This is a genomic window from Kitasatospora sp. GAS204B (genome assembly GCF_029892155.1).
Classification (GTDB): Bacteria; Actinomycetota; Actinomycetes; order Streptomycetales; family Streptomycetaceae; genus Kitasatospora.
The window spans coordinates 154,733-177,195 of record NZ_JARZAG010000007.1 but is presented as its reverse complement, the minus strand read 5'-3'; the positions used below and the strand labels follow the sequence as shown (position 1 = coordinate 177,195).

General features: G+C 70.9%; 26 protein-coding genes. 16 read left to right on the top strand and 10 right to left on the bottom strand.

Annotated elements, in window-relative coordinates; all coding sequences use genetic code 11:
• Positions 1-70: 70 nt before the first annotated feature.
• Positions 71-1,018 carry a DJ-1/PfpI family protein gene (locus tag P3T41_RS12120; protein WP_280689706.1) on the bottom strand — a complete coding sequence of 316 codons (948 nt, stop codon included), beginning with the start codon at positions 1,016-1,018 and terminating at the stop codon, positions 71-73.
• 235 nt (positions 1,019-1,253) lie between these two features.
• Between P3T41_RS12120 and P3T41_RS12115 the strand changes: the two genes are divergently transcribed.
• On the top strand, positions 1,254-1,679 hold the full coding sequence (locus P3T41_RS12115) for a nuclear transport factor 2 family protein (protein ID WP_280689705.1): 426 nt from the start codon (positions 1,254-1,256) through the stop codon (positions 1,677-1,679).
• Between the two features lie 249 nt (positions 1,680-1,928).
• On the opposite strand, the gene P3T41_RS12110 is transcribed toward P3T41_RS12115, so the two are convergent.
• Positions 1,929-2,303 (bottom strand): hypothetical protein, encoded by a 375-nt coding sequence (locus P3T41_RS12110; protein WP_280689704.1) that lies wholly within the window; start codon positions 2,301-2,303, stop codon positions 1,929-1,931.
• A gap of 399 nt (positions 2,304-2,702) precedes the next feature.
• On the opposite strand from P3T41_RS12110, the gene P3T41_RS12105 reads away from it, so the two are divergent.
• Complete coding sequence (locus tag P3T41_RS12105; RefSeq protein ID WP_280689703.1) at positions 2,703-3,365, top strand: RNA polymerase sigma factor; 663 nt, start codon at positions 2,703-2,705, stop codon at positions 3,363-3,365.
• On the top strand, positions 3,362-4,174 hold the full coding sequence (locus P3T41_RS12100; RefSeq protein ID WP_280689702.1) for a hypothetical protein: 813 nt from the start codon (positions 3,362-3,364) through the stop codon (positions 4,172-4,174). The genes P3T41_RS12105 and P3T41_RS12100 overlap by 4 nt, the downstream gene beginning before the upstream one ends.
• Positions 4,175-4,500: 326 nt before the next feature.
• Here P3T41_RS12100 and P3T41_RS12095 read toward each other — a convergent pair whose 3' ends face one another.
• Both P3T41_RS12095 and P3T41_RS12090 read right to left on the bottom strand, forming a co-directional pair.
• Entirely contained in the window at positions 4,501-4,701 is a 201-nt protein-coding gene (locus tag P3T41_RS12095; protein WP_280689701.1) for a DUF397 domain-containing protein, read from the bottom strand.
• A 2-nt stretch (positions 4,702-4,703) separates the two neighbouring features.
• Complete coding sequence (locus P3T41_RS12090) at positions 4,704-5,531, bottom strand: helix-turn-helix transcriptional regulator (protein ID WP_280689700.1); 828 nt, start codon at positions 5,529-5,531, stop codon at positions 4,704-4,706.
• 619 nt (positions 5,532-6,150) lie between these two features.
• Here P3T41_RS12090 and P3T41_RS12085 point away from each other — a divergent pair.
• Entirely contained in the window at positions 6,151-6,498 is a 348-nt protein-coding gene (locus P3T41_RS12085; RefSeq protein WP_280689698.1) for a hypothetical protein, read from the top strand.
• Positions 6,499-6,685: 187 nt separating this feature from the next.
• Here P3T41_RS12085 and P3T41_RS12080 read toward each other — a convergent pair whose 3' ends face one another.
• Positions 6,686-6,982: a hypothetical protein gene (locus P3T41_RS12080; RefSeq protein ID WP_348533650.1), complete on the bottom strand. Its 297-nt coding sequence runs from the start codon at positions 6,980-6,982 to the stop codon at positions 6,686-6,688.
• Here P3T41_RS12080 and P3T41_RS36935 point away from each other — a divergent pair.
• Positions 6,914-7,402 (top strand): NUDIX domain-containing protein, encoded by a 489-nt coding sequence (locus P3T41_RS36935; RefSeq protein WP_348533648.1) that lies wholly within the window; start codon positions 6,914-6,916, stop codon positions 7,400-7,402. The genes P3T41_RS12080 and P3T41_RS36935 overlap by 69 nt on opposite strands.
• Positions 7,403-7,865: 463 nt before the next feature.
• Here the strand turns inward: P3T41_RS36935 and P3T41_RS12070 are convergent, their stop codons facing one another.
• The gene (locus P3T41_RS12070; protein ID WP_280689695.1) at positions 7,866-8,306 is read right to left on the bottom strand and encodes a MerR family transcriptional regulator; all 441 of its coding nucleotides are present in this window, start codon (positions 8,304-8,306) and stop codon (positions 7,866-7,868) included.
• A 66-nt stretch (positions 8,307-8,372) separates the two neighbouring features.
• Here P3T41_RS12070 and P3T41_RS12065 point away from each other — a divergent pair, with 66 nt between their 5' ends.
• The gene (locus tag P3T41_RS12065; RefSeq protein ID WP_280689694.1) at positions 8,373-9,161 is read left to right on the top strand and encodes an amidohydrolase family protein; all 789 of its coding nucleotides are present in this window, start codon (positions 8,373-8,375) and stop codon (positions 9,159-9,161) included.
• Positions 9,162-9,284: 123 nt separating this feature from the next.
• Here P3T41_RS12065 and P3T41_RS12060 read toward each other — a convergent pair whose 3' ends face one another.
• Positions 9,285-10,256 carry a ScbA/BarX family gamma-butyrolactone biosynthesis protein gene (locus P3T41_RS12060; protein ID WP_280689693.1) on the bottom strand — a complete coding sequence of 324 codons (972 nt, stop codon included), beginning with the start codon at positions 10,254-10,256 and terminating at the stop codon, positions 9,285-9,287.
• A gap of 132 nt (positions 10,257-10,388) precedes the next feature.
• Here P3T41_RS12060 and P3T41_RS12055 point away from each other — a divergent pair, with 132 nt between their 5' ends.
• The 3 genes from P3T41_RS12055 to P3T41_RS12045 all read left to right on the top strand — a co-directional run bounded on the left by P3T41_RS12055 (position 10,389) and on the right by P3T41_RS12045 (position 12,578).
• The gene (locus P3T41_RS12055) at positions 10,389-11,021 is read left to right on the top strand and encodes a ScbR family autoregulator-binding transcription factor (protein WP_280689692.1); all 633 of its coding nucleotides are present in this window, start codon (positions 10,389-10,391) and stop codon (positions 11,019-11,021) included.
• A gap of 83 nt (positions 11,022-11,104) precedes the next feature.
• Positions 11,105-11,818 (top strand): HAD family phosphatase, encoded by a 714-nt coding sequence (locus P3T41_RS12050; RefSeq protein WP_280689691.1) that lies wholly within the window; start codon positions 11,105-11,107, stop codon positions 11,816-11,818.
• A 4-nt stretch (positions 11,819-11,822) separates the two neighbouring features.
• Positions 11,823-12,578, top strand: a complete 756-nt coding sequence (locus tag P3T41_RS12045; protein WP_280689690.1) for a glucose 1-dehydrogenase — start codon at positions 11,823-11,825, stop codon at positions 12,576-12,578.
• Positions 12,579-12,650: 72 nt separating this feature from the next.
• On the opposite strand, the gene P3T41_RS12040 is transcribed toward P3T41_RS12045, so the two are convergent.
• Positions 12,651-13,889 (bottom strand): transposase, encoded by a 1,239-nt coding sequence (locus P3T41_RS12040; protein ID WP_280689689.1) that lies wholly within the window; start codon positions 13,887-13,889, stop codon positions 12,651-12,653.
• 281 nt (positions 13,890-14,170) lie between these two features.
• The gene (locus P3T41_RS12035; protein WP_030235313.1) at positions 14,171-14,374 is read right to left on the bottom strand and encodes a cold-shock protein; all 204 of its coding nucleotides are present in this window, start codon (positions 14,372-14,374) and stop codon (positions 14,171-14,173) included.
• 370 nt (positions 14,375-14,744) lie between these two features.
• On the opposite strand from P3T41_RS12035, the gene P3T41_RS12030 reads away from it, so the two are divergent.
• The 5 genes from P3T41_RS12030 (at position 14,745) to P3T41_RS12010 (ending at position 19,133) form a co-directional block, all read left to right on the top strand.
• A complete protein-coding gene (locus tag P3T41_RS12030) occupies positions 14,745-15,644 on the top strand; it encodes a menaquinone biosynthesis protein (RefSeq protein WP_280689880.1) in 900 nt (299 codons plus the stop codon).
• Between the two features lie 169 nt (positions 15,645-15,813).
• Complete coding sequence (gene mqnC, locus P3T41_RS12025) at positions 15,814-17,034, top strand: cyclic dehypoxanthinyl futalosine synthase (protein WP_280689688.1); 1,221 nt, start codon at positions 15,814-15,816, stop codon at positions 17,032-17,034.
• A 4-nt stretch (positions 17,035-17,038) separates the two neighbouring features.
• On the top strand, positions 17,039-17,626 hold the full coding sequence (locus tag P3T41_RS12020; protein WP_280689687.1) for a hypothetical protein: 588 nt from the start codon (positions 17,039-17,041) through the stop codon (positions 17,624-17,626).
• Between the two features lie 192 nt (positions 17,627-17,818).
• Positions 17,819-18,397 carry a hypothetical protein gene (locus tag P3T41_RS12015; RefSeq protein ID WP_280689686.1) on the top strand — a complete coding sequence of 193 codons (579 nt, stop codon included), beginning with the start codon at positions 17,819-17,821 and terminating at the stop codon, positions 18,395-18,397.
• 43 nt (positions 18,398-18,440) lie between these two features.
• Positions 18,441-19,133, top strand: coding sequence for a demethylmenaquinone methyltransferase (locus P3T41_RS12010; RefSeq protein WP_280689685.1), 693 nt, complete (start codon positions 18,441-18,443; stop codon positions 19,131-19,133).
• A 12-nt stretch (positions 19,134-19,145) separates the two neighbouring features.
• Here P3T41_RS12010 and P3T41_RS12005 read toward each other — a convergent pair whose 3' ends face one another.
• Positions 19,146-19,586, bottom strand: a complete 441-nt coding sequence (locus P3T41_RS12005; protein ID WP_280689684.1) for a GNAT family N-acetyltransferase — start codon at positions 19,584-19,586, stop codon at positions 19,146-19,148.
• Between the two features lie 228 nt (positions 19,587-19,814).
• Here P3T41_RS12005 and P3T41_RS12000 point away from each other — a divergent pair, with 228 nt between their 5' ends.
• Positions 19,815-20,582 (top strand): SCO2525 family SAM-dependent methyltransferase, encoded by a 768-nt coding sequence (locus tag P3T41_RS12000; RefSeq protein WP_280689683.1) that lies wholly within the window; start codon positions 19,815-19,817, stop codon positions 20,580-20,582.
• A 45-nt stretch (positions 20,583-20,627) separates the two neighbouring features.
• Positions 20,628-22,463, top strand: a complete 1,836-nt coding sequence (locus tag P3T41_RS11995) for an SCO2524 family protein (protein WP_280689682.1) — start codon at positions 20,628-20,630, stop codon at positions 22,461-22,463.

The following is a 22,463-nucleotide window of genomic DNA, read 5'->3' as shown; positions in this document are numbered from 1 at the left end:
GGGAGTTCGCCGCCTTCGACTGGGCGTCAGGCAATTTGCGGGTCCCCGACCTCCTCATGACCCGACTGAATCACCGGGTGCTGCGGAACCGGGCCACGTACGTCGACGGTGGAACGCCGAGGTGCCGAAGGAAGACCCGGCGCAGCGTCTCGTCGCTTCCCAGGCCCGAACGGCGGGCCGCGCCGGTCACCGACTCCCCAGCTTCCAGCAGGCCACGCGCCACCTCCAGTCGCACCTGTTCGACGTACGCCGACGGCGTGGTGTCGAGCTGCGCCCGGAACAGCCGGCTCAGCTGACGGGAGCTCAGGCCGACCCGCCGGCTGAGCGCCACCGCCGAATGGTCAGTCGCCGGGTCGGCCGCGACCGCGTCGAGTGCGGCACGCAGGGCGTCGTGGCGTGGGCGCGGCATCCGCGCTGGCACCGAGAACTGCGACTGCCCGCCGGCCCGCTGCATGAAAACCACCAGGTCGCGAGCCACCTCGCGGGCGGCCTGCGGGCCGAGGTCGTCCTCGACCAGCGCGAGGGCGAGGTCGATGCCGGCGCTGACACCGGCCGAGGTCAGCAGGTGGCCGTCGCGGACGTAGATCGAGTCCGGCTCGACCGTGACGCGCGGGTAGCGGCGGCTCAATGCCACCGCGTGCCGCCAGTGCGTCGTGGCCCGGCGGCCGTCCAGCAGCCCGGCCTCGGCGAGCACGAACGCGCCTGTGCACACGGACGTGACGCGGCTCGCCGAGGCGGCCAGCAGGGCGGCGGCGGCGACCAGGCCGTCGGGCACGGGCCCGTCGGGGAGGGTCAGCGAGCCGGGCACGACGACGGTGTCCGCGTGGACGGCGAAGGCGTCGGCGCCCACGGGCAGCACGGTCCCGGTCGAGGCGGTGACGGTCGCGCCGCCGGGGGAGCAGAGCACGACCTCATACGCCCCTGCGGTGCTGAAGACCTCCAGCGGTGCCGCGACGTCCAACAACCGGACGCCGTCGTACGCGAGCACGGCGATTCGGCGGCTGCGCGGGAATGACATCCATCGAGCATACGGCGCCTCGACGGCCGGATCTGTGGGTGAGGTGTCCGACCAGACATGGCCGTGAGCTGCCCGGTCGGGCCAGAGTGAAGGGGAGGCCACCGGCCGCGCCGAACGCCCCGGCCCGGCCTCCCGGGCACCCACCGGCGCCCCGCTCTGCGGACACCAACGAGTGCCCCGACCTCTCGGGTGCACCGTGCCCCGAGCGCACCGCAGCACCGAAGCGAGGAGCGTCATGACCCACCGGCCACCCGTCCCCCCGTTCACCGAGGCCACCGCACTACTGAAGGTCCAGGCCGCCGAGGACACCTGGAACACCCGCGATCCCGAACGAGTCGCCCTCGCCTACACGGAAGACTCCGAGTGGCGTAACCGCGACGTCTTCCTGCACGGCCGCCAGGAGATCGTCGCGTTCCTGCACGCCAAGTGGGAGCGCGAGCTGAACTACCGCCTGCGCAAGGAGCTGTGGGCCTACACCGACAACCGGATCTCGGTACGCTTCGAGTACGAGTGGCATGACGCGTCCGGGCAGTGGTGGCGCAGCTATGGCAACGAGCAATGGGAGTTCGACGCGAACGGCCTGATGCGCCGCCGCTACGCGAGCATCAACGACCTGCTGATCGGCGCGGACGAGCGGCGGCTGGCCCCCGGGGCCGGCTGACCACCCGGCCCCGCCTGGACAGCACTGCCACCACCCGGGTGCCTGTTTCTTCCGGCTTTCTCTGGTCCCACAGTTCCCAGGGCTTCGGCGTAGCCAGTAGTACCCGATCTGTGATCATCTGACCCGGTGAGGATGAGAGGTGCTCGCGGATCCTGATGCTCCGCCGTCTGGGCCTGATGGATCGTCAGACCCACCAGCGGTCGTGAGACAGCTACGGCCTGGGGCCACTGGCTGGCCGGGCTGGGAGCGTCATCGGCGCCGCACCGGCGAGGTGCGGCGCCGGGGGCGCGCCGGAGCACTCTGCGCGCGGCGGCGCCCGGGGGTGCCGATTCCAGCGCCTCTTCGACGAAGCCGCGCAGGGCTTTCCCGGCCGGGCGGGCGTCGAGTTCTTCGACCAGGGCGTGGCGGGGGCAGCCGCTCCGGTTCGACCTCCTCCAGGTTGTCGCGCACTGCCTGGGCGCGGGCGGTGCGGCCGGTGGCGGCGTAGTGGACGGCCAGCGTGTCCTCGGCGCCTGCGGCCACTCCCCACCACAGCTCGGCCTCGGTCTCCCGGCCCAACCCGTAGAGGAGGCAGCCGAAGGCGGTGGCGCCCACGGTGTCCAGGAATTCCAGGAAGCGCGCCATCTCGCCGACCGAGGCCTCGTCGGCGACGTTCGAACACAGGTGGCGCAGGTCCCGTCGTTGTCGATGATGCGCTCCGAGAGGAGGCGCGTGAACGCGACCGGATCATGCCCCTCGAACTCCTTCGCCAGGGTCTCGGCATCGGATTTCAGAAGCTTGTGGAGATCCACTCCTCAGTTCCCCTCTTGGTCGCTGCGGGGGTCGAGCAGGTGCTGCAAATGTCGCCATCCCAGGCTGTAGTACTAGGTGCCGCGCTACCGTGCGACCGTCTGTGGCCGCTGGTTGCGCGGCTCGTTCAGTCCCGGCTCCGGCCGGCCCGCCAGGCAGGAGGGCCGCCGGGCCCCACCCGGGCATGTGGCGTGGATCACGGCAACGGCCGGGTGCGGTCGGACAGGTACGGGTGTGGACAAATCGATTCGCGCCCGGGTGCGAGCCGGGGATTCAGTGGCGTTCGGGCAGATCTTCGAGGATCACGCCCGCGCGGTGCACCGCTATGCCGTCCGGATGACCGGGGACCGGGCCGTCGCCGAGGACGTGGTCTCACTGACCTTCCTGGAGGCCTGGCGCCTGCGTGCGCGGGTCGACCCCGAGGGGGAGAGCCTGCGGCCCTGGCTGCTGGGCATCGCCACCAACGTCATCCGCAACACCCGCCGGGCCGCGCGCCGTCACCAGCAGGCACTCGCCAAACTGCCGCCGCGCGAGGCCGCGCCCGACTTCGCCGCCGAGCTGACCGGCCGTATCGCCGACGCCGAGCAGCTCGCCGCCGCGAAGGCCGCGCTGGAGCAGCTGCGCCCGGCCGAGCGGGAGGTGTTCGCGCTGTGCGTGTGGGAGGGCCTCGACCACGCGGCCGCCGCTGAGGCGCTCGGCAAACCGGTCGGAACGGTCCGCTCGCGGCTGTCACGCGCCCGCAGCCGATTGCGGGAACTCACCGCCAAGGAGCTGGCCGCAGCCCGCTCCGCAAGAAGCACGCACCCCCCGGAAAGTACGCAACGCACCGGCATCTGCGGACAGGTAGCAGGAGACCGCGCGCTCGCGGTCCGGTCGACCAAGGAGACGATCCGATGAACGCCACCCCCCGAGGCCGGTCCCAGCAGACCGAGCGGGAGGAGCTGGCCCGGCTGCTGCCGGCCGCGGCCGTACCGGAGCTCTCCCCTCACCGCCACTTCCTGCTGAAGGAGCACCTGATGGACGCCGTGACCGAGCACTCCCGTAGCGCTGCCAAGCGCCGGACCCTGGCCCTGCGGGTGGCGCTCCCGATGGGCCTGGCCGCCGCCGTCGCCGTCGCCGGGGTCACCCTCACCACCGGGGTCGGCCGCTCCCCCGCACCCGCCCCGGTCGTTGCCGGCGGCGGCGCCAGCGCCGGGAGCCAGCCGCTGGGGAACGTCACCAACGCCGCGTACACCCTGCAGAGCGGCAGCGACGACCTCGTCAAACTCACCATCCTGGACGGCTACAAGCCGGTCGACGCGACCCAGCTGCAGCGCGACCTGGACCGGGCCGGCGTCCGCAGCCGCGTCTACGCCGGCGAACCCGGCTGCCACGCCCCCGACCCGACGATGGCCTCCTACCCGCCGGAGACCGAGGCCAAGGGAAACCAGGACGGCGGACAGGGCCGGCTGGCGGCCTACGGCTGGGACATGGAAGAGGAAGCCAGCCAGGACGGCGGCCGGCAGGTCCTCACCATCCGCCCCAGTGCCATCCCGGCCGACCTGCAACTCTTCATCTACCTGCCGCTGGCCAAGACCGACCCGGCGCACAGCTCCCGCGAACTCCAGGCCGGTCTGATGCAGAGCCCCGCCCCCAACTGCATGCCCGCCAAGACCTACGTCAACCCACTGGCCAGCCTGTACCCGACACCGGCGCCGACGCACTGACCTCTGTCGATGCCCCGTCACCGGACTTGCCTCCGCTCGGAGGTCCGGCGGCGGGGCACTTGGGGGGATCGAGCAACTCCGCGACGAGCTGGCCGCGTTCGTGGTCGAGGTCTGATCTGCCGACCCGGTAGCCACACGCACGCGAGAAGACGCTCGACCTGGTTGCCTACAACAGCCCGACGGTTGGGGAGCTGTATGCCGAGCCGGCGTCTGCGGTGAACGAGGCTGCGGCGAAGGTGCCTGCCACGGTCTGAGTGGGCGCAGAACGCAGCGAACCCTCGACCGGTTTGGTCGCGGGTTCGCTCTCTGTGGGTCCCGAGGACGGCTCACACGTCGCCGAACTCGCCACCCTTCACGCCCGCTACGAAGGCAGTGAAGCCCTCGGGGGAGAAGAGCAGGGCGGGGGCGTTGGGGTTCTTGGAGTCGCGGACGGGGACCACGCTGCGAAAGTTGTCGGCGACCTCTACGCACGCGCCCTGTTGCTGGCTGTAGGTCGACTTTCGCCAACTGGCCTGAGATATGTCCATACTCACCCAAGGTCCTCTCGAACAGCGCGGATCAGCTCGATGGATGCAGTCTCGGAAAGTGCGCCCACCTGAAGACGATGGTAGTTCCTATCCCAGGTGGTAAGGGCTCTGGGATCGCGTTGAACGTGGCCTTGACCTTCGGACTCCGAGTACCCGATCAAGCTTCGGTCAGCGAGTGTCAGCAGATGCACGGGGAGTGCGAACGGACGATCCGCGCCCATGGAGTAGGGGGCTACCTGGATGATCGTCCCTGGACTCTGGGCGCGCTCTTCCAGCGCGACGAGTTGCCTGGCCATCACTGCCCGTCCGCCAACAAGCCGACGGATGCAGCTTTCATCGAGAACGGCGTGAAGTAGGGGTGCATCAAACGCGGTGAGGCCCTGTTGGCGGGTAAGCAGGCGTGCGCACCACTCGTCGGCCTCTTCCCGGCTGATGGTTCCTCGCTGTACCTGGGCGTCCACGAGCGCTCCGGTGTACTCCACCGTTTGAAGCAGGCCCGGTATCACTCCGATCTCGAAGACTCGAATCTCTCGTGCCTTCGCCTCCTTCGCGGCGTACCCCTCGAAGCCGTCAAGCAGTGAGGCGCGTCGAACCTCGCCGTGCCGATCAACCCACAGTGTTCCTGTTCCGAACGCTACGTCAGCTGCGGTGGCAAATCGGAGAGTTGGAGACTTGCGGCCAATTTCTACCGCCGAGATGTGCACTGCCGAGTAGCCCATGCGTTCGCCGAGCTCCTCCTGCGTCCACCCGCGCTCCTCGCGTGCGCTGCGGATCTGAGCGCCGAAGCGGGCGCGCGGCGACGCATCCGGGTCCAGCTCTGAGCGATTCAAGATCTACTCTCCCTCCAGATCTGGCGCGGTTGAAGGCTTCTTGACTGTACGGGACAGTGAGTCGTCCTAGTAGTGGAATCACTACGGAGAGGAGCGACGATGGGTGCAAGCAGATCGCCCAAGCCCCCAAAGGAGCTGTACACGCCCCGCGTTGGCGAGGTGGTGCGGGACGCCAGGACCGGCCGGACCGGGGTGTACCAGTGCCCCGGGTACGGCAAGTACCCCACGGTGTTCCTCCGGCCGGAGGGCGGCGGAGTGGAGTGGGAGGTTCCGGCCAGCGAGGTTGAACTAGTGCCTGTCGCAGGCGAGTTGGAGCCAGTCCGGCAGTCCGGGGTCCGTAGCCGGCCGCAGCACAGGACCGAGCTGTGAAGCCCCGAGCTGGCCGCGCTGCGGACTTCGCCGGCAGCCCGATCTCGCTGCCGCCCCGCCACATGTGGCGGTGGGGTCGGTGTGTGTGCTGCGACCGCCAGACCGTCGTTGCCCCCGGTCCGCAGATCCACACGGACGAGGGTAGAGAAGTCACTCTCCCCTACTGCCTGGTGGGCTTCGAGCGGGCCGCCCGGTACACCCGACGCGCCCAACTGCGAGCCGCCCTCTATGACCTGGGAAGGGCACTCGCGTGAGCCGGCTGGAGCGGGCGGACGGCAGCCGCGTCTTGCTGGATCCGCCACCGCTCACCGGCTCCGCGGTGGGGCGCGGACGACACACCAAGATGAAGGAACAGCCCGTGAGCACGATCGCGACCATTCGCCAGCCCGGTGACAGCCTGGCGCGGCCCTACGACCACACCGCTGCCGAGGCCGACCTGCGCTTGCTCGGCCGGCACCTTGACGACCAGGCGAAGGCGGGCGCGAGCACGGCCATGCTCGACGCGACGCTCGGCGTGATGCGGTTGGTGCACACGCGGATCGCCACCGAGTCGGCCGTCCGCCGCCCGAAGGCGCTTCGTCGGCTACTCGTCGGGTGAGCCCAGTCGGCTCGACCGACGAGACCTGGACCCCCGCGCAGCCGAGTCCTGGGGAGGACGCTCGCCGGCTGCCCGCCCCTGCCGCAGCAGCGCGCGCCGGTTAGCCGGGGCGGGCCGCTACTCGGCCCAACGACATGAAGGAAGCGGGGGTGCTCGGCACCCTCCTCGAGCTCAGCGACGCAGGCGGTCACCGGAGGGCGGCGTGGCGCATGTCGCAGAGGGCGGAGGCCAGGCGGGCGGAGCCGACGGTGGCCGCGAGCGAGGTGGCCTGGGCGGCGTGGTGGTCGGCCTCGGTGCGGTCGCCCTGCCGGTAGAGCACGGTGGACAGGCGGGCAGTTGCCATCGCCCGCACCCGGGTCTGGGCGGTGTCGCCCTCGGCGGCCCGGCGAAGATCGGCGACGACCTGGGGCCTCAGGTGGCCGGCGGTCAGCAGGCGGCGGAACGGGCGCTCCGGCCCGGCCCGGGGCCGTACAGTCCTGGCCATGACCGACACCAGCGCGTCGTGGCGCGAGATCGAACGCACCACCGTCTTCAGCAAGTTCGGCCGGTCGGTGGATCGCGTCGACTTCGAACTGCCCGACGGCAGGAAGGAGGAGTTCTTCCTCAAGCGCGAGCGCCCGGCCGGCGCGGTGCTCGCTCTCACCGCCGACCAGCACGTCATCCTCGCTCGCCAGTACCGCCCGGCCCCGACCGCGTGTTGTACGAACTCCCCGGCGGCTTCATCGAACCCGGCGAGCAGGCGGCGGAGGCCATCGCCCGGGAACTGCTGGAGGAGACCGGTCTACCAGGGCGAGGTCCACGCCGCCGGACCGTACTGGCACGACGCCTACTCCAACGCCCAGCGGTTCGCCTTCTTCGCCACCAACTGCACCAAGGTCGCCGAGCCGACCCCGGAGTGCACTGAGTTCATCGACGTCGTCACCCTCCCCCTGTCCGAGTTCCGTACCACCGTGCTCCGCAGGGGCGAGATGACCGACACCGCCGCCGCCTACCTCGCCCTGGACTGCCTCCGGCTCCTATAACTCCTCGGGCGACGGCGGGCGAACAGGCGACGGCACCCCAGCTCACCCGCCCACCCCAGGAGGACCCCACCGTGACCGAACGGAGTACCACCGACACCACCCGCCCCGCGGCTCGCTACTCACGGCCGGGGGTTCGTCGTCGGTGCGTCAGATATCGCCGAACCTGTTCGAGCGGGCCGGCCGGTACGTCAAGAAGCATTCGGGATCACCATCACCGAGGCCGGCCAGCGGGTCTGGATCGGTGACGAGGACGGTCCGGGCTGGGAACTGCCCAGCTGACACCAGGCGGCGTCAGACTTCGCGTTTCCCCAGTTCAGAGCCTTCTCGGCGTTCAGTCAGTCCGCGTCACAGCTCTTCGTGCCGGCGCTCTTCTCGAGGTCCTTCAGCGTGTTCCGCTGGTGGACGGTCGGGGCTGCGGGCAGGGTCACGTTCGGCCGGTGGGCCAGCCCACTGCCGGAGTTCCCCGGCCAGCATCCGCCGGGTCGCCCGCAGCGCGGACATCTTGGCGTCGATGTCCGCGATCTGCCCGCGAAGGCGCTCCTGGGCCCGGTCGCACGGCGTGAGTTCGCCGGTCTCGGCGAAGCAGGGGAGCAACTGTGCGACGTCCTCGAGGTCCAGCCCGATGGCCAGCAGGAGTCTGATCCGACGAACTCGCTCGATCGCCTGCTCGGGGAAGTCGCGGTAGCCGTTCGCCAGGCGTTGCGACGGCAGGAGCCCGTTCGCGTCGTAGTGCCGCAGGGCCCGAGGGCTGGCCCCGGTCCGCTGGGCGAGTTCGCTGACGCGCATGACGATTCCACCTCTCCACCTCGCGGGCTTGACCTTGACGCCGGTGGCAAAGTTTAACGTCGAGCCGTGATCATCGACTTCCACGCCCACGTCACCGTCGACCTCCCGGCCCAGCTGGCCCGGGCCCGAGAGGCCGGTGTCGGCCGCACGGTTCTGCAGTCCACCCGCATTCACCCCGAGGCACCGACGACGTTGGACGGCCTGCGTGCGGAGTTCGCCCGGCTGGTCGCGGTGATCGGTGGTGAGATCAGCCCAGAGGAGGAGTTCCGCGCGGCGGTGGACGAGCTCTGCGCTGCTCTCGACACCCACCCGGACGAGACCGTGGGCCTGGCCGGTGTCCGCCTGAACATGACCGCCGACCGGACCCGGGCCTGGCTGGACCACATGCTGGCCCGCCCCGGCATCGTCGGAATCGGCGAACTGACCCCCGCCCCCGGCCAGGCGCGCCTCATCGAGCCGGCGCTCGCGGTCAGCGCCGACCACGGCGGCGTGCCGGTCCTGGTCCACGGCTTCGCGCCGAACACCGCCGACGATCTGCGGACGTACGCTTCGCTGGCCGCGCGCCATCGCTCGGTCCCGGTGGTCGTCGGTGCGTTTGGCGGGCTCAACTGGCTGGAGTTGGTCGACCTGGCCCGGGAGACGCCGAACCTGCACATCGAACTCTCCAGCGCGCTCCAGGTGTTCGCTGTCCGGGCCGCGGTCCGCGAGCTTCCCGAGCGGTGCCTGTTCGGGTCGAACACGCCCTACGGCGACGTGGTCGCGGCGCGGCACACCGTCGAGGCCGCCGTTGCCGATCCGGCGGTCCGCGACCTGGTTCTCGGCGGCAACGCGGCCCGCCTGCTGGCCGGAGGCTGACCTTGCACCCGGTCCGCCCGCACCGCCCGGTCCACCCGCACTGCCCGCACCACCCGCACCACCCGCACCACCCGCACCACCCGCACCGCGCAGGATCGATAGGGCGCGCTGAGTGACGGCCCGTCAGGCACTGGTGGCGGGTGCCGTGGTCACCGTGCAGGAGAAGCCGATCCGGCCGCCCTGCAGGGCGACAACCTCGACCGCATCCTGATCGCGCACCGTCTCGGCGGCGATCCAGCAGGGCTCGTCGAGTTCGATGTAGCGGTAGAACTTGGCGTCGAACCCCACCGGTATCCGCTCGGTGGAGCCCAGTTGGGCGTGGGCGGCCTGGCGGGCCGCCTCCAGGAGCAGCATGCCGGGGGAGTGGTCGACGGGGTGGTCGAAGAGGATCGGGTGCGAGGTGTCGTTGCGCAGCTGCCAGCGCTGCGGGAAGCGGGAGTCGGCGAGGACCACGTCGGCGGCCCGGCGGCGGCCCACGAGGGCGGCGGGTATCGGCGGAGTGAGCGGCGTGGCGGCGGCCATCGCCCGCTGGGCGTCGGCGCGCTCGCCGCGCAGGCGCTGGTAGACGGCCGGCGGGTTGCTGGTGAAGCGGGCGACCGCGGTGGCCGCCCGGCGGCCGGCCCGCAGGGCGACCACGGACATGGTCAGCGAGGCCAGCCGGGCGCGCCGGCGGACCACGTCGGAGCAGGTGATCCGCAGTTCGAGCTCGGCCGGGCCGTCCTCGATCCGCAGCGCCGCCGGGTCGACCCGGTAGCTGAAGTCCTGCCAGATCAGCTGGTGTCCGACCGGGACGTCGTAGGCCACGTGCGAGATCAGCGGGATGTTCTGCCGCACGGTCTCGGCGAACAGCAGCGGGTCGAAGTCGCCGTTGTCGCTCTGGTAGAAGGCGTGTTGGCGGGGCCAGCGCGCGCCGACGGCGAAGGCGTCGGGGCCGGTGCGTCGCCAGCGGGTCAACAGCACTTCGTCGGCGGCGAGTTTGTGGACGTACTGTTGGAGTGCGGGACCGCCGGCGGTGCATCGGCCTGGCGCGGGCTTGGTCGGCACGGGAGCTGTGGTGCAGGGGTGGAGCTGCGCGGTCTGGATGGTGACGGTCATCAGAGCTCTCCCGTAACGACGGCTGGGGCGACGTTGATCGCTCGGAGCCTGGCGGGCCGGGCCCGAGAGTTGTAACATAACGTGTGTTCGTTTTGTTTGTCGAGATTTTGTTCGCCCAGAGAGGTCAGTGGCTTGTCGCCGGAGCCGAAGCAGGAGCGTGCCGTCAGGACGCGTGACGAGATCCTCCAAGCCGCGGCCCAGGTGTTCGACGAGCACGGCTACCACGGCGCCAGCATGCGGGAGATCATCAAGCGGGCTGGGGTCACCCTCGGCGCGGTGTACTTCCACTTCCCCAACAAGGAGGCGCTGGCCCGCGCGGTGATGACCGCTCAGACCCCCACGATCATGCCCAGGCTCGCCTCGCAGGGGCTGCAGCGACTGGTGGACCTGACCCTGGTCTGGTCGCGTCAGCTGCAGATCGATCCGGTGCTGCGGGCCGGCGTGCGGCTCACCGGGGAGCAGACCGGATTCGGGCTGAGCGAGGTCGAGCCCTACCGGGTGTGGGTGGAGATCATGCAGGACTGCCTGCGGACGGCCGAGCGGGACGGGGAGTTGCTGGCCGGCATCGACGTGCACGAGACGGCCGAGTTCGTGGTCTCCGCCTGCACCGGGATGCAGATGTACGCCCAGATCGCCACCGGCCGGGCCGACCTGTCCGAACGCACCGTCAGCATGTGGCGGCTGCTGCTGCCGGCCCTCGCCACCGAGGCGGCGGCCAAGGCGATGAAGGTCGGCGTGAAGCGGGCGTACACACTGGTGCCGTGACGGTCCCCGGACGTTTCATGTCCCGACCGTCCGCCCGGTCAGTACCACCAGCACCAGTTTTCGAGAATCAAGGGGGGACTTCCGTGTCCCAGGCCTTCCAACGGCTGCGTCTTGCCGCGCTCAACATCGACGGCGTCCTGCTGAACGACACCTTCAGCCCGGTCATCCACCACTTCATCACCAGCCGCGGCGGGCAGTACAGCGCCGAGGTGGAGCAGCGGATCTTCTCCCAGCCGCGCCGGATCGCCGGCGTGGAACTGGCCGCCGCCGCCGGCCTGGCGGTGAGCGGGGAGCGGGCGCTGGAGCTCTACTTCGGCGAGCGGGACGCCTATCTGGCCCGGCATCCGATCGAACTGGTCGACGGCGCGGTCGAGTTGCTGAAGCGGCTGCGTTCGCTGGGGCTGGCCACGGTCTGCTACGGGGGGCTGGCCAAGGACCATTTCGACGCGTTCCTCGGTGAGTACGCCGAACTCTTCGACGGTCCCGGCTACGTCTGCACCAACGACTTCCGCCCGGGCATCCGGGAGATCACCACCGAGGTGTTCGGCCTGGGCTACGACCAGGTGGTGTTCGTCGACGACGTGGCCCGGGTCGCGACGGGGGCCAGGGCGCTCCAGGTGCCGTTCATCGGCCACCCCAGCACCTTCGAGCACAGCCACCAGCGGGAGTTGATGCGCGTCGCGGGCGTGCGCCACCTGGTCGACTCGCTCTGGTCGATCGACGAGCCGCTGCTGCGCCGGATCGACGCCGAGGCGGCGGCCGGCAGCGTGTGGGCCGACCTGGCAGCGGGGGAGTAGCGCCATGCTCGATGGCAGGACGATCATGATCACCGGCTCGTCCAGCGGGATCGGCGCCGCCGCCGCCCGGCTGTTCGCGGCCGAGGGGGCCGCGGTGGTGCTGATGGCGCGCCGGGCCGACCGGCTGGCCCGGCTGGCCGAGGAGATAGCCGAGGCCGGCGGGCGCGCCACGGTGGCGGCCGGCGACGTCACCGAGCCCCGGGACGTGGAACGGGCCGTGGCCCTCGCGGTGCAGACCTACGGACGGCTGGACGGCGCCTTCAACAACGCGGGTTGGGCCACCGCCGGGACCCCGTTGCACGAGACGGACGACGCGGTCTTCGGCCAGGTCATCGACGTGAACGTGCGCGGCGTCTGGAACTGCCTGAAGTACCAGATCCGCGCCATGCTGGCGGCCGGCGGCGACGGTTCGATCGTCAACACCGCCAGCGTCGCGGGGGTGATGGCGACCGGTACCACCGCCTCCTACATCGCGGCCAAGCATGCGGTGATCGGCCTGACCAGGGCCGCGGCCGACGAGTACGGGCAGCGCGGGATCCGGGTCAACGCCCTGGTGGTGGGCAGCACGCGCACCGAGCTGATGGAGGAAGTGCTGGAGGAGACACCGGAGTTGGCCGACTCGTTCACCTCCCGCTCGATGCAGAAGCGGATCGCGGAGCCGGTCGAGATCGCCCAGGCCGCCGCCTGGCTGTGCAGCGCCCGCTCCTCCTTCGTCACCGGCGTGGCGATGCCGGTGGACGGCGGCTGGACCGCTCGCTGACTGCTGGCTGACTGCTCGCTGACCAGAGCAGTTCGACGGTTGATCAGGCGAGGACCCGTGCCGCCGCCGGCGTCACACACCGGCGGCGGCACAGGTGAGTTCGGCCAGCCGGTCGGCGGCGTACAGGCCCTCGGTGGTGGTGTCACCGTCTCCCGGCGGGGTCAGCCGGCGGTATCCGTAGGCGGCCGAGACCAGGGTCATGTGGTGGTGCCAGCCGGGGAACGAGCGGCCCTCGAAGTCGAGCAGGCCGAAGTCCCGGGCCAGTTCGTCGAGCGCGCCGGTGGTCCCGCCCTCCAGTGCTGCCAGGGCCGTCAGCTGGTCCAGCGAGTGGTCGGTCAGGTTGGTGAGCCACACCCGCGCGGGCCGCTCGCCCGCCGCGCGCCACTCGCTGAACAGGCGGTAGTTCTGGCGGACGCCGGGCAGGGTGACCTGCCCGGCGAGCATCCGGACATGCCGGTGCCGGCGGTCGTCGGTCAGCAGGGTGGCGGCGGGCGAGTGCCGGGTGTTGTGCTGGTGGAGGTAGGCCCGGGCGCCGACCGGGCTGTGTCCGCCGGTGGCGGCGTACTGGTAGCCGCGGCTCGGCGACCAGACGGTGGGGAGCACCGGCAGGGTCGCCGGCACCGCGAGGACGAACTCGTGGCCGCGCCGGCTCAGGCCGTCCACCAGCCGGTCGGCGTCGGGGTGTTCGCTCAGGTCGGCGACGACGGGGACCCGGGCCAGCGAGGTGCGGGCGGCCATCGCGTCCACCAGCTGCAGGGTCAGCGCCCAGAGCGGCTGGTGGCGCACGGTGGCCGGGATCCGGGCGCGTTCGCGCAGTTCCGGGGCCCCGCCCCAGCGCTCGGGCAGCAGCAACTGCCAGTCGACCGGGATGTGTTCCTCACCCGAGGAGACGAAGAGGCCGACTCCCAGCTGGCAGTTGATGGTCCGTCCGACGCTCGGGACGAAGCGCCGGTGCACGCCGCAGGAGTGCTCACCGCGCTTGGGCAGCACGGCGCTGCCGATGGTCCAGGCCCGGGGCAGGGTGTGCCGCTCGGTCAGCCGGGTCAGCTCGTGCCGGGCCGGCGCCCAGTCCCACGGGCTGGCGTTGACGAACTGCTGCAGCGATTGGGCGGTGGCGTCGGAGCCGCCGGCGGCCGCGGCCAGCCGCCGCACCGATTTGCGGCCAGGGGTGGTGAGCAGGCCCTGGAGGTAGATCCGGGCCCAGCGGCGCTGGTCGGCCCGGCTCAGATGGCCGAAGAGTGCCTCGGTGAACGCGCAGACCCCGGGGCCGGGCTCCCGTGTGAGGGGTCGCTGCGTCTGCTGCTCCACCATGTCGCTTCCCTCCCGCGTCGCACCGACCTGCTTCCGGAAGAATAACGAACGTTATATTTTTTTGTGCCAAAGGTCGTGCGACTTCGTCAAGTCCGCCAACAGGAGCAGGCCGCCCGAACCGGACCCGGCGCTGAAAAACGGCAGGGGGCCCGCGTGGCGGGCCCCCTTGGTAGTGCTAGTCGTGCTCGTGCGGCCCACGGGAGGGCCGGCGGTGGACCCGGCTCGGGGCAGGGTCCTGAGCGATCAAGCCGGAAGGTGTTCCGATCGCGCCGAGAAGGCGATCAGATCGCGGTGACGTTCTCCGCCTGCGGGCCCTTCGGGCCCTGGGTGACGTCGAAGCTGACCGCCTGGTTCTCCTCCAGCGAGCGGAAGCCGTTCGCGTTGATGGCGGAGTAGTGGACGAAGACGTCGGGGCCGCCGCCCTCCTGGGCGATGAAGCCGAAGCCCTTCTCAGCGTTGAACCACTTGACGGTTCCCGTGGCCATGCCGTTCTCCTTGCGAGGGACGTGTTGGATACCACACCGTGTGGCATCCGGTCCGCTGCGCTGATCGCCCCGCCTCCGGAGTGGGCCCGGAGTTTTTCGCACAATGCTGAAAAACTACAAAAAGCCCGCGGTTACATGCTCCGCAGGCTTCAAGTACTGCAAGGGGAATCAAACTGCAACTGGCAGAAACCGTAGCACGGAGGCGCGGGCTCGACCAGAGGTGTCTCGCGGTACCAGAGGGGCGTGTCGGAGTTGGCTTGAAGTGTGTCGGACGGGGGTCGCGCGGGCCCACCGAGCGCCCGGGCATACCCTGCGAAGACCGGACGAACGGGCAAAGGAGCACGCGGTGGCTGATCTGGTCGAAGAGGCAGTGGGAACCGGTGTCGGCAGCGGTTCGGGCGGGGCCGGAAGTGCCCCGCTCACCCGGCCGCGGGTCGGCCACATCCAGTTCCTCAATTGCGTTCCCCTCTACTGGGGGCTGGCCCGCACCGGCAGCCTGCTCGACTTCGAGCTGACCAAGGACACCCCCGAGAAGCTCAGCGACCTGCTGGTGAACGGCGCGCTCGACGTCGGCCCGATCACCTGCGTGGAGTACCTGCGGCATGCGGACGAATTGGTGGTTCTCCCGGACATCGCGGTCGGCAGCGACGGCCCGGTGATGTCCTGTGTGATCGTCAGCAAACTTCCGCTGAGCGAACTGGACGGTAAGAGCGTCGCGCTGGGTTCCACGAGTCGGACGTCGGTCCGCCTCGCCCAGCTGCTGCTCGCCGAGCGCGAGGGCGTCCACCCCGAGTACCACAGCTGCCCGCCCGACCTGGACGCGATGCTCGCCACGGCGGACGCCGCCGTGCTGATCGGCGACCCGGCGCTGCGGGCCACCCTGGAGGCGCGGCCGGACAGCGGGTACACCGTGCACGACCTCGGGGAGATGTGGAAGGAGTGGACCGGGCTGCCGTTCGTCTTCGCCCTCTGGGCGGCCCGGCGCGAGTTCGTCGACCAGCGCCCTGAGCTGGTGGCGGCCGTGCACCGGGCGTTCCTGGAGTCCCGGGACCTCTCGCTGGCCGAGGCCGACCAGGTGGCCGCGCAGTCGGCGCGCTGGGAGCCGTTCGACGCGGCGGTGCTGGAGCGGTACTTCAGCCAGGCGCTGGACTTCTCGCTCGGCGAGCGGCAGCTGGCCGGCATCGCGGAGTTCGCCCGCCGGGTGGCCCACGACAGCGGCTTCGCCCCCGACGTGACGGTCCGTCTGCTGGAACCCGCCCCGCTGGTCTGACACTCACCGGCGCCCGGCCCGCTGAGCTGGGCGGCAACCCGCCGCCGACTCCCCCCCGCCCGGGGGAGCCGGCGGTCTCGACCCCTGGCGTAGGCTGGTCCGGTCATGCCGCCGGGGCCGAGCCGCCAGCTCTTTCCCGGCCAACCCTGGAGAGAAAGAAGGCCGCCAGGTGTCCGAGCCCGCAGCGACTCTCGACGCGCCCAGCACCGACCTGCAGGCGGTCCTCGACCGGGCGGCGGCCGGCGGCCGGATCTCGGCCGAGGAGGCGCTGGAGCTCTACCGCTCCGCGCCGCTGCACGCCCTGGGCGCCGCGGCCGACGCGGCCCGCCGGCGGCGGTACGCGGGTGTCGAGCACATCGCGACGTACATCATCGAGCGCAACATCAACTACACCAACGTCTGCGTGACGGCCTGCAAGTTCTGCGCCTTCTACGTGGCGCCGAAGAGCGACAAGGGCTGGTCGCGCGATCTGGACGAGATCCTGCGCCGCTGCGCGGAGACCGTCGAGCTGGGCGGCACCCAGATCATGTTCCAGGGCGGCCACCACCCGGACTACGGCGTGGAGTACTACGAGCGCGCGTTCTCGGCGATCAAGGCGGACTTCCCGCAGCTGGTGATCCACTCGCTGGGCGCCTCCGAGGTCGAGCACATGGCCCGGATCTCGAAGGTCTCCGTCGAGGAGGCGATCACTCGGATCCACGCCGCGGGCCTGGACTCCTTCGCCGGCGCCGGCGCCGAACTGCTGCCGGAGCGCCCGCGCAAGGCGATCGCCCCGCTCAAGGAGTCGGGCGAGCGCTGGCTGGAGATCATGGAGACCGCGCACCGGCTGGGTGTGGAGTCCACCTCCACCATGCTGATGGGCACCGGCGAGACCAACGCCGAGCGGATCGAGCACCTGCGGATGATCCGCGAGGCGCAGGACCGCACCGGCGGCTTCCGCGCCTTCATCCCCTATACCTACCAGCCGCAGAACAACCACCTGAAGGGCTCGACCCAGGCGACCGTCTTCGAGTACCTGCGGATGATCGCGATCGCCAGGCTCTTCCTGGACAACATCGCGCACATCCAGGGCTCCTGGCTGACCACCGGCAAGGAGGCCGGCCAGCTCTCGCTGCACTACGGCGCGGACGACCTGGGCTCGGTCATGCTGGAGGAGAACGTGGTCTCGATGGCCGGGGCCAAGCACCGCTCCAACCTGACCGAACTGATCCACCTGATCCGCACCGCCGGGCGGGTGCCGGCGCAGCGCTCCACCACCTACCAGCACCTGCGGGTGCTGGACGACCCGGCCAACGACCCGGTCGACCCCCGGGTCGCCTCGCACATCGCCTCCACCGCGATCGAGGGCGGCACGGCGCACCCGGAGCTGACCATCCTGTCCACCAGCTGACGCGTTGCTGACCCTGCACCGGGCCGCCGAGCTGCGCCCGTCCGGCACCGCCCCGTCGATCACCGACGGGGCGGTGCTGGTACGCGGTGCCGCGATCGCCGCGCTCGGCCGGTACGCGGAGCTGGCGGCGGCCCACCCGGACGCGCGGCTGCGCGAGTGGCCCGGAGCGGTGCTCACCCCGGGGCTGGCCCAGCCGTACGGCGCGCTGCTGCTGGAGCGGCACTACCACCCCGACCCGCGTGAGGGGCTGGGCGTCGAACCCCGGCCGCTGCCGCTCGGCTTCGAGCCGGCGCAGTACGGCGGGCTGGGCGGCAGCGCCCGGCGGGGCCTGCAACGGATGCTGCGCCACGGCACGACGGCGCTGGCCGGCCCGTTCGAGCGGCCCGAGGTGCGGGCGGCGGTGAGCCGCTCGGGGCTGCGGGTGGCAGCCCCGTTCGAGGTGCCGCGGGCGCTGAACACCCTTGCCTTCGAAGGGGTTCCGTACGGAGCGCTGGCCGTAGACGGGCGGGCGGATTTCGCCATCTTCGGTCCGGAAGCCGAGGAGTGCCTGGGTACGGTACTCGCCGGTAGCCTGGTGTACCGCAGTCGCTGAGCCTGCTCCAGGGCAGGCGGGGAGCGGATCGTCAGTCGACGAACTCCGGTGTGGGGATGGTGTGCTGATTCCCCCTCGCCGTGACCTGAGGCACCGCCAGCGGTTACGATCCCGGTTGGTCCCGGTACTTCTCGTGCTCCTTGCCGCGGCCGTGCCAGCAGATGTCCAGGAAAGCCAAGGTCGGCCCAGCCCATGCGATCCCCGTCCGTGACCGCCGCCCCCAGGATCGGCCGTGGCTGGTACCTCGCGGCGGTGCTGAGTGCCGTGCTGGCCCTGGGCATGTGCCTGCTGGGCTGGCGGCAGACCGAGTTGGCCGACAAGATCGGCGCGCACCCGGTCCGGGTCCAGGGCGTGATCACCCAACTCCCGGGCGGCAGCGCCACCTACAGCGGCGTCCGGTACCAGGCGGACGGCCAGCAGCGCAGTGCCACCGACCTGACGTTGCCGGCGCAGGCCAAGGTCGGCGACCAGATCTGCCTGGAGCACGCCGCGAACGACCCCGGCGCGGTCCGGGTCTGCGACCAGCACTATCCGCAGCAGGCGGGGGTCCGGCTGGCCCAGATCAGCGTGCCCGTCGCGTTGCTGCTCTGCCTGCTCTGCGTGCTGCGGATCACCCGGCACCGGCGCAGTCTGGGCGTGCGAGTCCGGCGGGCCCGGGTGGTCACCACGGTGGCGCTGGCCACCGAGGCGCTGGCCGAAGGGATGCCGGCGATCACCCAGGGCAAGCGCTCGCGACGGCGCCGCAAGGGTGGGCGCCGCGCGCTGAGGTGAGCCCGGCGCGGGGCCGGTCGGTGTCAGGGTGAAGAATGGGGCCGTGACCCGAGCCAACCTGGACAAGCAGCCGAACGAAGTCGCCGCCATGTTCGACGACGTCGCGGCCAAGTACGACCGGACCAACGACGTCCTCTCGCTCGGCCAGGCCCGGGCCTGGCGCCGCGCGGTGGCCGAGGCGGTCGGCGCCGGGCCCGGTGACCTGGTGCTGGACCTCGGGGCCGGGACCGGCACCTCCTCGCTGCCCTTCCTGGACGCGGGCGCCAAGGTCGTCCCCTGCGACTTCTCGACCGGCATGCTCGCCGAGGGCAAGCGCCGCCACCCCGAACTGCCGCTGACCGCCGGCGACGCCACCCGGCTGCCCTTCGCCGACGCCTCCTTCGACGCGGTCACCATCTCCTTCGCGCTGCGCAACGTGCACGACACCGACGCCGCGCTGCGCGAGATGCACCGGGTCACCAAGCCCGGCGGCCGCGTGGTGATCTGCGAGTTCTCCACCCCCACCTGGACCCCGCTGCGCACCGTCTACACCGAGTACCTGATGCGCGCGCTGCCGCCGGTGGCCAGCAAGGTCAGCAGCAACCCCGACGCGTACGTCTACCTCGCCGAGTCGATCCGCTCCTGGCCCGACCAGCCGGAGCTCGCCGCCAAGCTGCAGCAGGCCGGCTGGACCAAGGTGGCCTGGCGCAACCTCACCGGCGGGATCGTCGCCCTGCACCGGGGGACCCGGGCCTGACCCGCACAGAGGTCAGCCGAGTTTGCGGGCCATGATGAGCCGGTCGTGGCCCGGGCCGAAGTACGCCTGCCGCCGGTCGATGGTCTCGAACCGCATCGACCGGTAGAGGTTGAGGGCGATCTCGTTGTTCGGCTCGACGCTGAGGCGCACCTCGGCGACCTCGTCGGCGGTGAGCCGCTCGATCGCCTCGCGCATCAGCAGCCGCCCGTACCCCCTGCCCCGGTCCCGCGGGACGACGCCGAGCCCGAGCACCCAGCTGTGCCGCCGGTCGTCGGGGGTGGTGGCGAGGATGGCGTAGCCGGCGAGTTCGCGCTCGTGCTCCAGGACCAGGAAGCGCTCGCCGTGGACCTCGAACAGCTGACGTAGGACGAAGAACTGATAGGCGTCGTCGAGGAAGATCACCTGATCGATGCTGTGGAGCTGGTCCAGGTCCCGTTCCGTCGCGCATCGCACGGTCGCGGCGTCATTCTTTCGAGTGGACTCTCGCACAGCTTGACCTTCCGTCGAGTTGACAAAGGTTGCATGGCGTACAGGTGCTTCGGTGGGGTCCTGGTGGGACGCTGGAGTCGATTGTCCGACTGCGGCGTCATAAACCCAAGACCCTTGCCAGTGCGATACTCTGACTGTCATTCAGCAACTCTCAAGTGGACCGTAGCGCTCCGGAGGCGATAGGCCATGCCCATGGAACTCCTGCCCCTGGTGCCACCGGGAGGGCTGAAGAACAGCCAAGCTCCGTGGGACTCGTTCGATTCGCGCGACTACTTCGAGCACAACTACCGTTCGCTGCGTGAGGACGACCGGCGGATCCTGACCGCCGTGCGCGACCACTTCGGCGCCCACCTCGGACACAACGGCGGTGAGCTGCGCGGCCTCGACGTCGGCGCCGGGACCAATCTCTACCCGTCGCTGGCGATGCTCCCCTGGTGCTCGCGCATCACGCTCTTCGAGCGGGCCGCGGGCAATGTCGCGTGGCTGCGCGAGGAGGTCGGCCGGTACGGGGAGAACTGGGACGAGTTCTGGCAGGTGCTGACCGAACTCCCGGCCTACCAGGGCGTCGCCGACCCGCGGTTGCGGCTGGCGCAGGCCGCCGACGTGGTCCAGGGCGACCTCTTCACCGAACTGCCGCAGCGGGTCGCCGACCTGGGCACCATGTTCTTCGTCGCGGAGTCGCTCTCCACCGAGGCGGAGGAGTTCGTCAGCGCGGTCGACATCTTCGCCAAGGCGCTGCGCCCAGGCGCTCCGTTCGCGGTGGCGCTGATGGAGAACTCGGAGGGCTACGAGGTCGGTGAGCTGGTCTTCCCGGCCTACAAGATCGTCACCAACGACGTCGTCGACTGCCTGCGCGGCCACGCGGCGGACGACCTGCGGGTCACCCGGATCGAGGACGGACCCAAACTGCGCAACGGCTACACCGGCATGCTGCTGGCACTCGGGCGGCTGCGGCCCTGAGCCTGCGGGCCCGGGGGTGGGGGCGGACGGAAACAGGGGTGACACGTGCGGATCAAACCACGCCAGCAACTGCTGGAGATCTGGGAGGCGGTGGCCGCCCAGGGCCAGCACGGCCGGCTCTGGCAGGGCTCCGAGGGCGCCTACCGCAACAGCGTCAGTGACGCCGAACAGCTGCTCTGCCTGCTCTATCCCGCCACCGAGGTGCCCGCGCTGCGCCTGGAGGTGCCGGACCAGACCGCCGAGGACGTGCTGGCCGCGCTGCGCCGGATCGGCGACGCCGTGGAGATCCCCCGGGCGCTGCTGGACGGCCTGACCGGCTTCATGGACCGGCACAGCGTGGACGGTGCGCCGAGCTTCTCCGGCGGGGACTACTTCGACCCGGACGACCCCGATGTGGAGTTGACGCCCGAACAGCGCGAGCTCGGCGTGGTCGACGCCTACTCGCTGTCGATCACCCTCTCGCTCGCCACCCTCGGCTTCCTGAAGTACTTCGGCCCCGGCCTCACCCGCGCCGACCTGAAGCGCACGGCCGCCGAGTTGGAGGCGGCCACCAGTCGGCGGCTGTCGGCCGCGATGGTCTGCCTGCTGCGCTCGTTCTCGGTGAGCGCCTTCCGGATCGAGTCGGACCAGGGGCGGTCGCTCTGCGACATGATCAACCGGGCCGGCGAGCCGAACCGCACGGTCGTCCAGCGGCTGCAGCGCCGGCTGGATCCGCTGCGCGCCACCATCCGCGACCGCTTCTCGCTCGGTCTGGCCGGCACCGACGACCTGGCGAACGACAACCTGCTCTTCGAGGTCGGCTGGTCCTGGGGCATCATCGAGAACGCCCCACCGATCGACACCGACGAGCCGATCGGCGAGCAGCCCGAAGGCGTGGCGCAGGACGCCCCGTACCTGTACTTCACCGTGATCGCGCTGGACGGCATCGCCGACCTCTTCTCGGAGCGCACGCTGACCCTGGGCCTGCTCAACGAGGAGCAGCAGCGGCTGGCCCAGGCGCTGCGTCTGCGCTGGGAGCTGACCCAGCAGTACTGGTCCGCGCTGGCCCGCTTCGACGACCACTCCTGGCCGTTGGAGGACATCCCCTGGCGGACCACCGACCGCCAGGAGTCGCTCTACTTCAGCCTCCTGGTCACCTCCATCCTGGTGCAGGACCTGGTCCGCCGCCGGGCCACCGACGACGACCTGGCCAGGACCGTCAACGTGCTGGAGGAGCTGGCGATCCGCTCCAAGACCATCCGGCGGCTGGTGCCCGACGACACGTCACTGCGGCTGCACAATCCGGGCGTCCAGCTGACCCTGCTGGGCAGCGAGCGGCTCGGTCCGCTGATGCGCTGGTCGGTCACCGACTTCTCCGCCCAGCTGCTCAAGCGCAGCGTTCAACTGCGCGGCCTGTCCCGGAACATCGGCGCGCACGAGCGGCTGCTGCGGCTGGCCGAGTCGGTGATGGACCACCTCTGGGAGCGCCGGATCGGCGCCGGGGTCGGGGCCAGGCTCTGGGACGACCTGAGCGGGGTCTACCCGCAGCTGGACGAGCCGGGCTCGCCGCTCTCCTGGAGCTTCACCGAGCGCATCGTGGAGAGCCTGGTCGCCGCCGCCAGCATGGTCCGCGAGACCCCGATCCGCAGCACCCGGCTGATCGAGCTCGCCACCGACCTGCTGAGCGAGGCCGACCACCTGCTCGACAAGGAGATGATGAACGGCTCCGGCGGCAACTTCGTCTCGGTGCACAACATGCTCCGCCAGGCCGAGGTGCGGCTGCAGCAGGCCCGCCGGCTGGTGCGCGACCGGCCCGGCACGGCCTGCGCGCTGGCCTTGCAGGTCCTCACCTCCCTGGAGGAGCTCGCCGCGGCGCGGCGCACCACAGCCTGGGGGTCCTGA